At 65.1% G+C, this 13,423-nt stretch carries 13 protein-coding genes; 4 read left to right on the plus strand and 9 right to left on the minus strand.

Annotated elements, in window-relative coordinates; translation table 11 throughout:
- Positions 1–99: 99 nt before the first annotated feature.
- The 5 genes from V2L18_RS10220 to V2L18_RS10240 all read right to left on the minus strand — a co-directional run bounded on the left by V2L18_RS10220 (position 100) and on the right by V2L18_RS10240 (position 5,825).
- Positions 100–1,149, minus strand: coding sequence for an ABC transporter ATP-binding protein (locus V2L18_RS10220; protein WP_336178124.1), 1,050 nt, complete (start codon positions 1,147–1,149; stop codon positions 100–102).
- Between the two features lie 4 nt (positions 1,150–1,153).
- Positions 1,154–2,011 (minus strand): ABC transporter permease, encoded by an 858-nt coding sequence (locus tag V2L18_RS10225; RefSeq protein ID WP_336178125.1) that lies wholly within the window; start codon positions 2,009–2,011, stop codon positions 1,154–1,156.
- Positions 2,008–3,261 (minus strand): amidohydrolase family protein, encoded by a 1,254-nt coding sequence (locus V2L18_RS10230; RefSeq protein WP_336178126.1) that lies wholly within the window; start codon positions 3,259–3,261, stop codon positions 2,008–2,010. The genes V2L18_RS10225 and V2L18_RS10230 overlap by 4 nt, the downstream gene beginning before the upstream one ends.
- A 44-nt stretch (positions 3,262–3,305) precedes the next feature.
- Positions 3,306–4,541, minus strand: coding sequence for an amidohydrolase family protein (locus V2L18_RS10235; protein ID WP_336178127.1), 1,236 nt, complete (start codon positions 4,539–4,541; stop codon positions 3,306–3,308).
- A gap of 66 nt (positions 4,542–4,607) precedes the next feature.
- Positions 4,608–5,825: a Xaa-Pro peptidase family protein gene (locus tag V2L18_RS10240; protein ID WP_336178128.1), complete on the minus strand. Its 1,218-nt coding sequence runs from the start codon at positions 5,823–5,825 to the stop codon at positions 4,608–4,610.
- A gap of 352 nt (positions 5,826–6,177) precedes the next feature.
- On the opposite strand from V2L18_RS10240, the gene V2L18_RS10245 reads away from it, so the two are divergent.
- The 3 genes from V2L18_RS10245 (at position 6,178) to V2L18_RS10255 (ending at position 9,405) form a co-directional block, all read left to right on the plus strand.
- On the plus strand, positions 6,178–6,945 hold the full coding sequence (locus V2L18_RS10245; RefSeq protein WP_336178129.1) for an IclR family transcriptional regulator: 768 nt from the start codon (positions 6,178–6,180) through the stop codon (positions 6,943–6,945).
- 287 nt (positions 6,946–7,232) lie between these two features.
- The gene (locus V2L18_RS10250; protein ID WP_336178130.1) at positions 7,233–9,011 is read left to right on the plus strand and encodes an ABC transporter ATP-binding protein; all 1,779 of its coding nucleotides are present in this window, start codon (positions 7,233–7,235) and stop codon (positions 9,009–9,011) included.
- A gap of 94 nt (positions 9,012–9,105) precedes the next feature.
- Positions 9,106–9,405, plus strand: coding sequence for a hypothetical protein (locus V2L18_RS10255; RefSeq protein ID WP_336178131.1), 300 nt, complete (start codon positions 9,106–9,108; stop codon positions 9,403–9,405).
- A gap of 66 nt (positions 9,406–9,471) precedes the next feature.
- Here the strand turns inward: V2L18_RS10255 and V2L18_RS10260 are convergent, their stop codons facing one another.
- The 4 genes from V2L18_RS10260 to V2L18_RS10275 form a co-directional block, all read right to left on the minus strand.
- Positions 9,472–10,803, minus strand: coding sequence for a DUF2254 domain-containing protein (locus V2L18_RS10260; RefSeq protein ID WP_336178132.1), 1,332 nt, complete (start codon positions 10,801–10,803; stop codon positions 9,472–9,474).
- 257 nt (positions 10,804–11,060) lie between these two features.
- A complete protein-coding gene (locus V2L18_RS10265; RefSeq protein WP_336178133.1) occupies positions 11,061–11,321 on the minus strand; it encodes a Rho termination factor in 261 nt (86 codons plus the stop codon).
- 24 nt (positions 11,322–11,345) lie between these two features.
- Complete coding sequence (locus tag V2L18_RS10270; RefSeq protein WP_336178134.1) at positions 11,346–11,624, minus strand: hypothetical protein; 279 nt, start codon at positions 11,622–11,624, stop codon at positions 11,346–11,348.
- A complete protein-coding gene (locus V2L18_RS10275; RefSeq protein ID WP_336178135.1) occupies positions 11,621–12,754 on the minus strand; it encodes an AI-2E family transporter in 1,134 nt (377 codons plus the stop codon). The genes V2L18_RS10270 and V2L18_RS10275 overlap by 4 nt, the downstream gene beginning before the upstream one ends.
- A 362-nt stretch (positions 12,755–13,116) precedes the next feature.
- Here V2L18_RS10275 and V2L18_RS10280 point away from each other — a divergent pair, with 362 nt between their 5' ends.
- Positions 13,117–13,314 (plus strand): CsbD family protein, encoded by a 198-nt coding sequence (locus V2L18_RS10280; RefSeq protein WP_336178136.1) that lies wholly within the window; start codon positions 13,117–13,119, stop codon positions 13,312–13,314.
- Positions 13,315–13,423 lie beyond the last annotated feature (109 nt).

Raw genomic sequence — 13,423 nt, forward strand, 5'->3', positions numbered from 1 at the left:
AAGGCTGGTGCAGGTGAACGCCCCCATCGGCTCGTGGCGGGGGCAGCGGCGGGGGTTGCACCGGTCCGGCCGGCCGGTCCTCCCCTCTCGTTTTCGTATCTATTGAGCCGGAAAGACGGAAGCTGTGGACGACCACCCGACATGGACGGCATCGCCCACATCGGGCAATTCGTGCCCTTCGTGATTGGGGAGCTGGGCAATGACCTGATCGGCCTCCGACAGCTTCACGTGCACATCGATCAGGCTGCCCATGTAGGAGACGAAGGTCACCTGGCCGGGGAAGACGTTTTCCATGCCCTGAAGCGGCTGCTTGGACAGGTGAACGCGCTCCGGCCGCAGCGCAACGACGGCGTCTCCGACGATCTCGCGGCCGCAGACGATCTCCAGTCCGCCAGCGCTTTTCAGTTTGTTCCCGTGCATGCGACCGCGGATGAAGGAGGAACGGCCGACGAAATCGGCGACGAAGCTGTCGGCAGGTTGCTCGTAGAGATCGCGCTGGGAGCCGACCTGGCGGACCTGGCCGTCCTTCATGACGACCAGCCGGTCGGCCATGGTCAGCGCCTCTTCCTGGTCATGCGTCACCATCACCGTGGTGAGGCCGAGGCGCTGCTGCAGCGAACGGATTTCCACACGCACATCGTGGCGAAGCTTGGCGTCGAGGTTCGAGAGCGGCTCGTCGAGCAACAGCACGTCGGGATGGAACACGAGCGCGCGGGCGAGCGCCACGCGCTGTTGCTGGCCGCCCGACATCTGGCGCGGCAGGCGGTCGGCCAGATGATCGAGCTGGACGAGCTGCAGCGCTTCGGCAACGAGGCCCGGGATCTCGCTTTTCGGCGTCTTGCGCATCTCCAGCCCGAACGCGACGTTCTGCGCCACGCTCATGTGTGGGAACAGCGCGTAGTTCTGGAAGACAAGCCCCGCATTGCGCTTCCACGGCGGCAGGCGGGTGACATCGCGACCACCGATATGGACGGAGCCTTCGGTGGGATCGATGAAGCCCGCGATCATGCGCAGCGTCGTCGTCTTGCCGCAGCCCGAGGGGCCCAGCAGGACCAGGAATTCGCCATCGGCGATATCGAGCGAGACCTCGCGGGCCGCGTGAAATTCGCCGTAGCGCTTGGAAACGGATTGGAGTTCTAGGCGCGCCATCGATCTAAACCACCCGGCTGAGTTTGACGAAACGGTCGGTGATGATCATCGCGATCGCGATGACGAGGATCTGCAGGACGGAGATGGAGGCGATCGTCGGATCGATCTTCCAGCGCAGGTACTGCAGGATCGCGATGGGCAGCGTGTTGCTGCCCGGCCCCACCAGAAAGAGGCTCATTTCCAGATTTCCGAAGGAGGAGACGAAACCGAACATGCCTCCGGCGACGATGCCGGGCAGGATGCCGGGAAGCGTCACACGGCGGAACGTGGTGAAGCGGTCGGCGCCGAGGTTCTGGGCGGCTTCCTCCAGCGTGCGGTCGAAGCCCGCAAGGCTCGCCGTGATGAGGCGCACCGCCCAGGGAATGACCAGCAGCACATGCCCCCACACGAGGCCGTAGAACGAGCCGATGATCGGCAGGCCCGTGTTGATCTCGATCTCGACGTGAAAGATGTAGAGCGCGATGCCCAGCACGATGCCTGGCACAATGAGCGGCATCAGCATCAGGTTGCCGAGGCCGTCGCGGCCGCGGAACTTCAGCCTTGTGAGGCCGAGCGAGGCGGGGATCGCCAGCACCAGCCCGATCAGCGTGGAGACGATACCGAGTTCCGCCGACAGGATGAACGCGTCGATGAAGCGTTCGTTGCTGACCGCCTCCGCATACCATTTGAGCGAATAGCCCTCCGGCGGATACGCGGGGATCTCCTGCGAATAGAAGGACAACCAGGTGACGAAGATCAGCGGCGTCAGGATGTAGACGAAGGCGAGCGCGGAAACGGCCAGCAGGGCCCAGCGTCCGAGCTTCCGCCGATCGAAGGACTGGCGCGGCCGGGGCGTCGAAGGGGGGAGAGCGGTCGTCGTCACACGGAACCTCCCAGCGTGTTCTTGTGGAACGAACCGCCCTTCATGATGGCGGCGAGGTGACGGCCCTGACCTTCGAGCAGCGTGATGTCCTTGAGCGGATCGTCGTCGACCACGATGAGATCGGCCCAGGCGTCGGCCGCGACGGTACCGAGCCGGCCCGGGCGTCGCACGACTTCGGCCGCGATGGTCGTTGCGGAGCGGATCACCTCGATGGGGGACTGAACCTCGGTGCGGATGGAGAATTCGCGGCTCTGATCCTCGATCAGGTCGCCCAGCAGATCCGATCCGTAGCCAACCTTGACCCTGGCCTCCTTGCAGATCTCCAGCGACTTGTAGCCGCCTTCCAGCACCACCGCGTTCTTTTCCAGCATGCTATCGGGCATGCCGTAGCCCTTGGCGCGTTCGCCCATGGCGACATAGGCGACGAGGTTGGCGACCAGATAGGCGCCCTTCTCGGCCATCAGCCGGGCGGCGGCCGCGTCGATCAGATTGCCGTGCTCGATGGTGCGCACGCCGCAGGACACAGCCCGGGTGATGGCCTCGGCCGAATAGGCATGGGCGCAGACGTAGCGGCCGAAGGCTTCCGCCTCCTCCACTGCCGTCTCGATCTCCTCCAGCGAGAACTGCAGGCTGTCGAGCGGATCATTGGGCGAGGCAACGCCGCCCGACACCATGATCTTCACCTGGTCCGCGCCCTGGCGCATCTGTTCGCGCACCGCCGTGCGCACCTCGTCCGGCCCGTCCACGACGACGCGCAGATAGGCCTGGCCGTTGCAGCACGGGCAGGCAAAGCCCTGATTGGTGCGCGCGCGGCCATCGGAATGCCCGCCGGTCGGGCCGATGGACCGGCCGGCGATGAAGAGGCGCGGCCCGACGATCAGCCCGGCTTCCACCGCCTGCTTCATGCCCCAGTCGGTGCCGCCGGTGTCGCGCACGGTGGTGAAGCCGCGATCGAGCATGCCCTTCAGTCGCTTCGCGCCGCGCGCGGCCGCCAGCGTCAGCGGCACGTCCTCCATCCGGCGCATGTAGACTTCTGAGTGCATGGAATGGACGTGGCAGTCGATCAGGCCGGGCATCAGCACCTTGCCGCCGCAATCGATGACGGTGGCGGTGTCGGACGAGATCGGCTTGTCGGAGACCTCGCGGATGCGCTCGCCTTCGACGAGCACCTCGTAGCCGCCGCGCGGTTCATCGAAGGCGGGATCGAGAAGACGCAGGTTGCGGAAGAGAAAAGCCTGTTGGGCGGTCATTGCGCAGTCCGTCTCTTGAATGTCGGTCAGGGCCCGGGCCCGGCTCAATGCAGCGTGTTCTTGTGGAAGCGGCCGGCCTTCATGATCGCGGCCATGTGCCTTCCCTGATCGCCGAAAAGCTCGAGGTTCTTCGTCGGGTCACCGTCGATGAGAAGAAGGTCGGCGAAGGCGCCGGGCTTCAGGCAGCCGAGTTCGCCCTCCTTGCGCAGCACCTGCGCCGCGATCGTGGTGGCGGAGCGGATGATCTCCATCGGCGAGAGCACCTGCGAGCGGATGATGAACTCGCGCGACTGGTCGACCTGGAGCTGACCCAGGAGATCGGAACCGTAAGCGACCGGCACGCCGGCGCGCTTGCAGATCTCCAGCGACTTGAGCCCGCCCTCGATGACGACGTCGTTCTTGGCCAGCATGTCCGCCGTCATGCCGAAATCGGCCGCACGCTCCTTCATGGCGTAGTAGGCGATGAGGTTGGCGATGAGGAACATGCCCTTGTCCGCCATCAGCTTCGCCGACGCCTCGTCGATCAGATTGCCGTGCTCGATGGTCCGCACGCCGGCATTGGCCGCCCGGGTGATGGCCTCGGGCGAATAGGCGTGGGCGCAGACATAGCGGCCGAAGGCGTTCGCCTCCTCCACCGCCGCCTGCACCTCGCCGACGGAAAACTGCAGGCTGTCGAGCGGATCGAAGGGCGAGGCGACACCGCCCGACATCATGATCTTCACGTGGTCGCAGCCCTGGCGCATTTCCTCGCGCACGGTCTTGCGCACGCCGGACTGGCCGTCGGCCACCGCCATGGAGAAGGCCAGCGCATCGCAGCACGGGCAGCGCGTGCCGATATCGGTGCGCCGGCGGCTGTCGGAATGCCCGCCGGTCGGCCCGATGGCGCGGCCGGCGATGAACAGGCGCGGGCCTGCGACGAGGCCCTCGTCCACGGCCTGACGCAGGCCCCAGTCGGCGCCGCCGGTGTCACGAACGGAGGTGAAGCCGCGATCGATCATGCCGCGCAGCAGCGACATGGCATGCGCCGTCATCAGCGTCAGCGGCATGGCCTCCAACTTCGGGATGACAACCTCGCACAGAACCGCGTGGACATGGCAGTCGATCAGGCCCGGCATCAGCGTGCGGCCGCCGCAATCGATCACGTCGGCGCCATCGGCCCTGATCGGCGTGTCGGAGACTTCGCGGATGCGGTCGCCCTCGATCAACAGCTCATGGCCGCCGACGGGTGCGTCGAGCTCGGGATCGAGCATGGAGAAATTCTTGAAGAGAAGCTGGCCCAAGGCGGCCTCCTTAGAATTTGGGAACGGAACCCGGCCCGCCGGCCGGACAGGGCGTTTGACGCGGGCTCAGGCCTCGAGCGCGAACGGATCGTCGATGCTCTTCGCAGGTTCGGTGAACCAGTGCGCACCGTCGGCGGCCATGTAGGCGCAGTCCTCAAGCCGGATGCCGAATTCGCCGTAGATGCAGATGGTCGGCTCCACCGAAAAACACATGCCCTCGGCCAGCGGCGTCATGTTGCCCCCGACCATGTAGACCTCTTCGTGGACATCGAGGCCGATGCCGTGGCCGGTGCGGTGCGGCAGGCCGGGCAGCGCATAGTCGGGGCCGAAACCGCCGCCGACGACGGCCGCGCGCGCCGCCTTGTCGACATTCTCACACGGCGCACCGAGCTTTGCCGCGGCAAAGCCGGCGGCCTGCGCCTTCTTCTCCAGATCCCAGACCTCGCGCTGGCGGGCGTTCGGCTCGCCGAAGACATACGTGCGGGTGATGTCGGAGCGGTAGCCCTTCACGAAGGTGCCGAGATCCATCAGCACCATGTCTCCGTCCTTAAGCGTCTGCGGATAGGGCACGCCGTGGGGATAGGCGGTCGCCTCGCCGAACATGATGAGCGGCTTGCCCGCCGGCCGCGTGGTGCCGAAGCGCGTGTAGGCCTCCTGCACGAAGTCCTCGACCTCGGTGGTGGTGATGCCCTCGCGCAGGATGGCGGCAGCCGCCTTGTGGACCTCGATGGTGATCTCGTTGGAGCGCTTCATCAGCGCGATCTCGGCCGGCGTCTTGCAGGCCCGGCACGGCGTCGTGATCTCGGTTCCATTGACAAAGTCGTAGCGGTTGCCCGCCTTGCGCAGGCCGTCGAAGGTGAAGAACGGGGTTTCGGGATCGACCGCCACGGTGCCGCTATCATAGCCGAGGCTCGCGATCGTCTCCATGACGAGAGCGGTCGGGTCCTCGTGCTCCTCCCAGCCTCGGATATCCTCGCCGAAGTTGAGGAGCGTACGGGTTTTGGGCTCTTCAAAAACAGGGCTCAGGTAGATCACCGGTCCTTCGACGGGAATGACCGCGCCGTGCAGCCGCTCGGTGCGCTTCAGGCTGATGCCGGTGAAATAGAAGAGATTGACGGAGCTATCGAGATAGAGCGCGGAGATGCCCTTTTCGCGCATCAATGACTGCGCACGCTCCACGCGGGCGCACCACTCCTCCAGACCGATCGCGGGAACGTCGGCCGTCAGATCGCGCATGCGCGCAAATTCGGCTTCGGCGGTGGAACCGCCAACACCAATCGTCATGGGTGGTCTCCGGAAGATGCAGGATGGGAAGGCCGTCTTGTGCACGAAACGGCGCGTGCGCTTTATGCGTCACGCCTTCACCGCGACGGGAAAGGGAGAGATCCACCAGCTCTTTCGATACAGGCTGCGTCTTCGACATCGGTCCCCGCGGTTCCCTCGATGCGGCATTTCGTCGATGCGGCATTTCGTCGATGCGGCATTTCGTCGATGCGGCTTTATTATATTATGATACTTTGCATCGTATTGCGTTCTACCGTATTGGTTTGATACAGATCGAGTCAAGCAGCTAAGCGCGCCAATTCGGACCACCGATGACTATTTTTTGGCCTCGCCTATTTCGTGAGTTTTTTCAGTGCCTTCAAAAAAGCAGGACACTCTTTTCGTCGCCTCCCTCGCCAAGGGGCTGACCATTCTCCACGCCTTCGGGCAACCCAATCCGGAGATGAGCCTTGCCGAAATCGTGCGGGTGACAGGCCTCGACAAGAGCGCCTGCCAGAGGCTCACGAACACGCTCTTGCGCGAGGGTTTCCTGCTGAAGGATCCGACCACGCGACGCTTCCGGCCCTCGCTCAAATGCCTGGAAATGGCGGCCGCCTATGCCTGGGCGGACCCACTGGTGCGGCTGATGATGCCGAAGCTGATCGATCTCGGCCACGCGCTGGGCGAACGCGTCAATGCCGCCCGTCTCGACGGCTCCGATATCGTCTACATCATCCGCATCCCGACCCAGCTCACCAGTTTCGGCGGCATGATCGTCGGCCGCAGGCTGCCTGCGCTGACGACATCGGCCGGTCGCGCGATGATCGCACAGCTTGCGCCCGATGCCCGGCGCGAGGCCATCGAGACCTGGCCGCTTGCGGCCAATACCCACGCGACCGAGCTCGACCGTGGCCGCATTGCGGAAAGGATCGAGGAGGCGGCGGAGGCGGGTTTTGCGGTGGCGGTGGGGCAGAACATCATCAACGAGATCGCGGTGGCGGCCCCCGTCATGGCGCGCGACGGCACGCCGGTGGCGGCCGTGCAATGCTCCGTCTCCGCGCCGAAGTGGACGGCCGAGAGGGTCACCGCGGAACTCGCGCCCCAGGTTCTGGACGTGGCGAACTCGTTCAATTTCGGATAGGTCCGAAATATCCGGGAAGTCCCTCTGAAAGTTCCATCCGGTCCAGAGGCTCCCCCGGGCCGGCGCACTGTGGGCGCCCGCCAGGGGGCGGGGTCCGCAGGCGCCAGGGTGCGGGCTCGGATTGATTGTTGCCCGGGAATATGCTCTTAAGCACTCCGCGTTCGGGCCAAAGCCCCCCAGTGAGCTCCGGCCGGCGACACGCGTGCGGATTTCCGCTGCCGCTCCCGCGCTCGCGGGATATTCCGGCGTCGACCCGCAATTCATTTACAGAAGCCCGCGAGGCCTCGGTGCCCCTTCTTCGCCTTCTCGCTCAGTGGTTGTTCAAGGATCCGGAAAGTGCGCTGTCGCTGATCCGACGGCTGCTTGCGGAAAACGCGCGCCGCTACGTGTGGCAATACGCCATCGCCTTCGCGCTGATGGGGCTTGTCGCCGCGACAACGGCCGGCAGCGCCTGGATCATGCGCGACATCATCAACGAGATCTTCATCGAGAAGCGCGAGAGCATGGTCTACGTCATCGCCGCCGTGGTGATGGGCCTCTATTTCGTCAAGGGCGCGGCGACCTACGGTCAGAACGTCATCATGACGCGGATCGGCAACAACATCGTCGCCATCAACCAGCGCCGGCTGTTCGATCACATCCTCTCCCAGGGAATGGACTTCTTCGACCGCCATGTGCTCGGCGACCTTTCCACCCGCATGTCGCACAATGCCTCGGCAGCGCGCAGCGTCATCGAACTGATCGTGGTGTCGCTCGGGCGCGATCTCCTGTCTCTGATCGGGCTGCTCTTCGTCGTCATCTACATGGATCCGGGAATGGCCGCGCTGGCGCTGATCGTCGGCGGGCCGGCGGTCATCGGCGTGAATGCACTGATCAGGAAGACGCGCAAAGTGGCCAAGGCGCAGTTCGTCTCCATGACCAAGATCGTTTCCACCATGCAGGAATCGGTGCTGGGCGCGCGCGTGGTCAAGGCCTTCACCGCCGAGGCCGCCATGCGCCAGCGCATGCTCAAGGCGATCGGCGACGTGGAGCGGCAGGCCAACCGCATGGGCATGCTGCGCGCACGCACCAGCCCGATGATGGAGACGCTCGGCGGCATATCGGTCGGCCTCGTCATCCTGTGGGGCGGCTTCTCGGTCATCGAACGCGGCTCCGACCCCGGCGCCTTCTTCGCCTTCCTGACCGCACTCCTGATGGCCTACGAGCCGGCCAAGCGGCTGGCGCGCATGCAGGTGCAGCTGGAAAACGGCATGGTCGGCGTGAAGATCATGTACGACCTGCTCGACATGGACCTGACGATCGACGAGAAGCCGGGCGCCCCGGCAATCGAGGTGGCGTCGGGCGAGGTTCGCTTCGAAGACGTCCACTTCGGCTACGGCGCAGACCAGCAGGCACTGAACGGGCTCGATTTCGTCGCCGAGGCCGGAAAGACGACGGCGCTTGTCGGCGCCTCGGGGGCAGGCAAGTCGACCGTGCTCGCGCTGATCGAGCGGTTCTACGACGTCGATGCGGGCAAGGTGCTGATCGACGGTCAGGACATCCGCGACGTGACCGTGGCATCGTTGCGCGAGAACATCGCGCTCGTCACCCAGGACACCTTCCTCTTCGACGGGACGGTGCGCGAGAACATCCTGCGCGGACGACCCGGCGCGACGGACGACGAGGTCCGCCAGGCGGCGCGCGACGCCAATGCCGAGGAGTTCATTCTCGATCTTGCCCACGGCTACGACGAGCAGGTGGGCGAGAACGGAGGGCGCCTTTCCGGCGGCCAGCGCCAGCGCATCGCCATCGCCCGCGCCATGCTGCGCGACGCGCCCATCCTGCTGCTCGACGAGGCGACCAGCGCGCTTGATGCGGAATCGGAATCCAAGATCCAGGCGGCGCTGGAGCGGCTCATGCAGGACCGCACCACCATCGTCATCGCGCACCGGCTTTCCACCGTGCGCAACGCCGACAAGATCGTGGTGATGGATCACGGCCGCGCGGCGGAGGAAGGCGATCACGCCGAGCTGATGCGCAAGGGCGCGCTCTATCGCAAGCTGCACGACCTGCAGTTCAAAGTATAATTCGCGCCTCTTCCAGCGCCGAAATCGTCAATCAAGGTTAATTTTTCGGAACCAGCGAGGACTCTTCCGCATTATCGGGGTGGAGGTACTCGTTATGGAACGCATCTCGACACATATCGGCGTCGTCGTCATCTCGTTTGCCCTGGCGCTCACCGTGACCGTCACCCTCTCGCGGGTGACCGGCGACTTCGCAGCCGATGCGCATGCCGAGCCGGTATTCGCCATCGACCACACCCCGGTCGTGACCAACACGGCCAAGAAGAGCGACCGCATCGTCCTTTCCGATCGCGTGCGGCCCGTGATTAGCGCGGCCAAGAGCGATTGCATGACCCGCGGCACGACCACGACCTGCAGTGCCGTGACGCCGCAAGAGCGGATGGCCCGGCTCGACTGACCGGGTCCGCCCGCAGCCGTGCGATGCGGTGAACCTGCTGGGGACCGGACTGCGCGCGCCGACGTTTTACCCGTCCGTCGCGCCGAGCGTCTCCAGGACGTTCCGGCAATCCGACAGCACCGCCTCCCGGTCCTCGGCGTTGCAGCGGGCAGCGCGTATGTCCTCGGCGATGAGGCGCACATGGCCGGCAAGGTCGTTGCAGTACTCCGGCCGACAGACCTGGGCCAGCCGGCGCAGGGACGCCACCAGACGCAAGGCCACCGTGATGTTGCCGGCCGCCTCCCGGCGCAAGGGGTGATAGGCGGTATCGAGAAGCCGGCCGATCACCGCCGTTTCGAGCCAGACGCGCGGCTGGCCATCTTCATCGCGATAGAGCGGTGAGGGCGGACGGCGGCGCAGGATGCGCGCGAAGGCGGCGGAGAGATGATCGATCACCGCAATCGCGGTGAAGCTGTCGTTGACGCCGGGCGACAGCGCGCGCTGGGCGATTTCCACCATAAGCAGGATCGAGAAGTCCAGATCGGCCTCCGGGGTACGCTGGCGGCCGACCAGGAAGGCACGCCTCAGCGCGGCATAGGCGTTTTGCTCCTCCTGCCCAGTTCCAGGCTGCCCGACGTAGCTCGCAAGCGCACAGCCCTCCACGATGAACGCGCCCGGCGTCGCTTCCACTTCCACAAAAAGATCGTGTTTCGCCGCCGCCACCACGAGGGCCCCCAGATCCACCGCTTCGATATAGCCGCTGCGCTTGGCGATGAGCTGGCGTATCTCGCCGTCAGGGCGATACCCGTCGATCTTCGGTGCCTCGGCTTCCGCTCCCTCCTCCTCCGCCTCCTCTAGGATTTCCTCGATATAGCCGGAGAGCGACGCGCCGATGCGGCCGATCTCCTCGTCGATGGTGATGCGCGTCGCAACCTTGTGGATGAAAACGATGAGAACGCTGATCGAGCCGATGCTCCACAGCACCGCAACGCCGGTCGTGAGCGCGGGCGGGACGCTGTCGGCACGCTGCAGCACGATCACCGAATAGAAGAAGGTGGCCGCAAGGACGCCGGCTGTCGTCTGGATCAGCGCATCCTCGGCAAAGCGGGTGAGAAGCCGCGGGCTGATATTGCCGGCGGCAAGGGTGAAGACGACGAGCGTCAGCGAATAGACGAGCGACAGTACCGTGAGCGCGGACCCGGCGATCGTCGACAGGACGGAGCGCACGGTCTGAATGTCGGGAGCGGGAAAGACGAGGCGTGCGGCCTGTTCGAGATGCTGCCCCCCGCCGATGACAAGGATCGCGCAGACGAGCCCCGTCAGGCTCACCAGCATGGGCAGCAACAGAAGCGAGCGGTTGAGGCGCGCGGTGACGATGCGCACGAGCGTCGACTTCTTGCGGGTTTCGGCGGTCTGCATCCCTTGCGCCTTCCTGACGGAGCCCGACAGGCCTGCAATCGCTGCGAGCCTTCCTTCGTTTCCCGCCGATGGTGCAATGCGCAGCGCAAAAGAAAAAGGAGAGACTTGTCGGGGGGCCAAGTCTCTCCTTCGCGTGCGTGGGTGTTGGTGCACTTCAGGGGCAAGCGTTCGGGGGAATGGACGCCCGTCCCGTCTTTCCAACCGCAGAGCCGGGATTTGGTTCCCGGTCCACTTCGAAAAAAGTGCGGGTACAGATGTCAGTGACTGCGCAGGGCGCGAATGAGCTCGGACTTGTTCATTTCAGACCGGCCCTTGATGCCGATTTCCCGCGCGCGATCATAGAGATCGTCGCGGTTCCACTCCTCGTAAGGCGCTGACTTTCCACCCCTGGCCGAGGGCTTGTCGCCGGCCGCGCGCGCATTGGCGATCCGCGCGGCCTTCTCTTTCGACGCGCCCTGCTTGCGCAGCGCCTCGTATGTGTCATCGTCCTTGACGGACGGACCGTGACTGGAAGCCATGGTTCCTCCTTGCGGGTCTTTCGATCATGCCTTGGGCATTTTCGCCATCGTGCGGTCGACCTCGTCGATCAGTTGCTGAAGATCCCCGTGGCCGGCATCGCGGCGCGCGACGAGTTCCTTGCGCATCTCGGCGAGACGATTGCGCCGGTCCTTGAGCGGCGCGGCGCTGACCGCCACGGCCTCGATTTCGCCCGAACCGATCTGCTGCGCCGTGGCGCGCGCATCGTCCCCGCCGCCGACGCGGTCGTTCACCGGGTGTTCGAGCTGGTCTTCGGACAGACCTTCCTGTTCTTCCGGTTTCATGCGGTTTCCTTTGCATTCCTTTGGAAACGCAATGACTGGCGCTTTGGTTCATTCCGAGCGCCCGGCGCATTGATCGGCAGGATGTTGCGGATCACCGCATAGACGATGAGCAGGCAGGGAACCGCGATGAAGCCGCCGACCGGCCCCCACAGCCAGATCCAGAACGCGATGGAGAGAAACACCACGAAGGGATTGAGCGTCATGGTGCGCCCCAGCACATGCGGCGTCACGAACTGCGCCTCGGTCAGGTTGATCAGCAGGTAGACGGCCGGCGGTATCATCGCGCCGCCGAAGGTCGGATAGCTCGCGAGCCCGACGCCGAAGAGCAGGAACGCCATGATCGCCGGACCGATGTAAATGACGTAGTTGAGCCCCCCGGCGAGCGCCCCCCACAAAAGCGGCGACGGCACCCCGAGCAGCCACATCGCGATGGCGACGACGACACCCAGACCGATATTCACCGCGGTGATCGACAGGAGATAGCGCGACACCAGCATCTCGATGTCGCGGAAGGCGTGCGCGACCCGCCAGCGCAGACGGCGCGAAAAGCACAGCGACAGCACGGAGAGGCGGAAACGGTGGCGCGTGGCGATGTAGAAATAGAGTCCGGCCAGGAACAACAGAACCTGGGCGAAGATGGCCGGCGCCAGGTAGGCGACGCTCTCAACCGCGCTTTCGTCCTCCACATTGACGCGCATCGCCGCTTCCTGGCCGAGCGTCTGGCGCAGCTTCTCGCCGAGCCCGGCGATGGAGGCGAACACGCTCTGCCAGTGAGTGATGCCCGAGCGCAGCTTCTGCCACATGGAGGGAAGCTTATCGAGCCAGTCGGAAAGCGGCACGGCGAAACCCGTCAGTGCCGCGGCGATCAGCGCAATGAACAGCACGACAATGGCGGCCGCCGCGATCCACGGCGGGATCCCGATGCGCTCGATGCGGTCGGCGAGCGGACCCAGCATCAGCCCGATGATGACGGCAAGGGCGACCGGGGCGAGGATGACTTGCGCAAAATCAAGCACCCCCACGAAGACGATACACCCGAGGACGATCATCGACAGGTGAGCACCGATACGGATGGTCGCGACGACGTCCGGCTGACGGCCGAGACGCCGCGGTGTTTGCATCGATTGCATATGGAGCCTTGTGGTTCTGTTTCCGGGCACCGGCCTGCCCGCTATCAAGCGGCCGCCGCCCGTTCCCTCAGGGGATGCTGCCGGGAAGAAACGCCGCAACGCGGGGAACGTTCCTGCCGCAACGTCCGCGCCGGATCGCCATCAGGGAACGGAAGACGCGCATGTTCGCGCGGTTTTGAGCGGATGTCCGCCCCGGACGCGGCCCCCGCGCGCCGAGGGTACGCTTGCGTACGGCGCCCCGGAGGCGCGAAGGCAGGCCGGAACCAACTTTGCCGGGCGGACGTTTTCCAATCACTGAGCGGGCCTTCTTCCGGTACGGCCGAAGGTCCTTGCACATGTCCATGACAGGAAAGGACGTTCAGATGAACTGGAATCAGATCGAAGGCAATTGGGAGCAGTTCAAGGGCAAGGTTCAGTCCCAGTGGGGCGAGTTGACCGGTGACGATCTCGACGTCATCGCCGGAAACCGCAAGCAGCTCGCCGGCAAGCTGCAGGAGCGCTACGGCAAGGCCGAGGAAGCTGCCGAACGCGAAATCGACGAGTGGCTCAAGCACCACTGAGCCGCCTGACCGGGGGCGCCGGCGTCCGCCGGCGCTCATCGCACCGCGCGTGGTGACATCATGGGCTTGCGGCCCGTGGGCTGCGACCAGACAAAAAAAGCCGGCACGC

The sequence above is a fragment of the Breoghania sp. JC706 genome (assembly GCF_037026715.1).
Taxonomy (GTDB): Bacteria; Pseudomonadota; Alphaproteobacteria; order Rhizobiales; family Stappiaceae; genus Breoghania.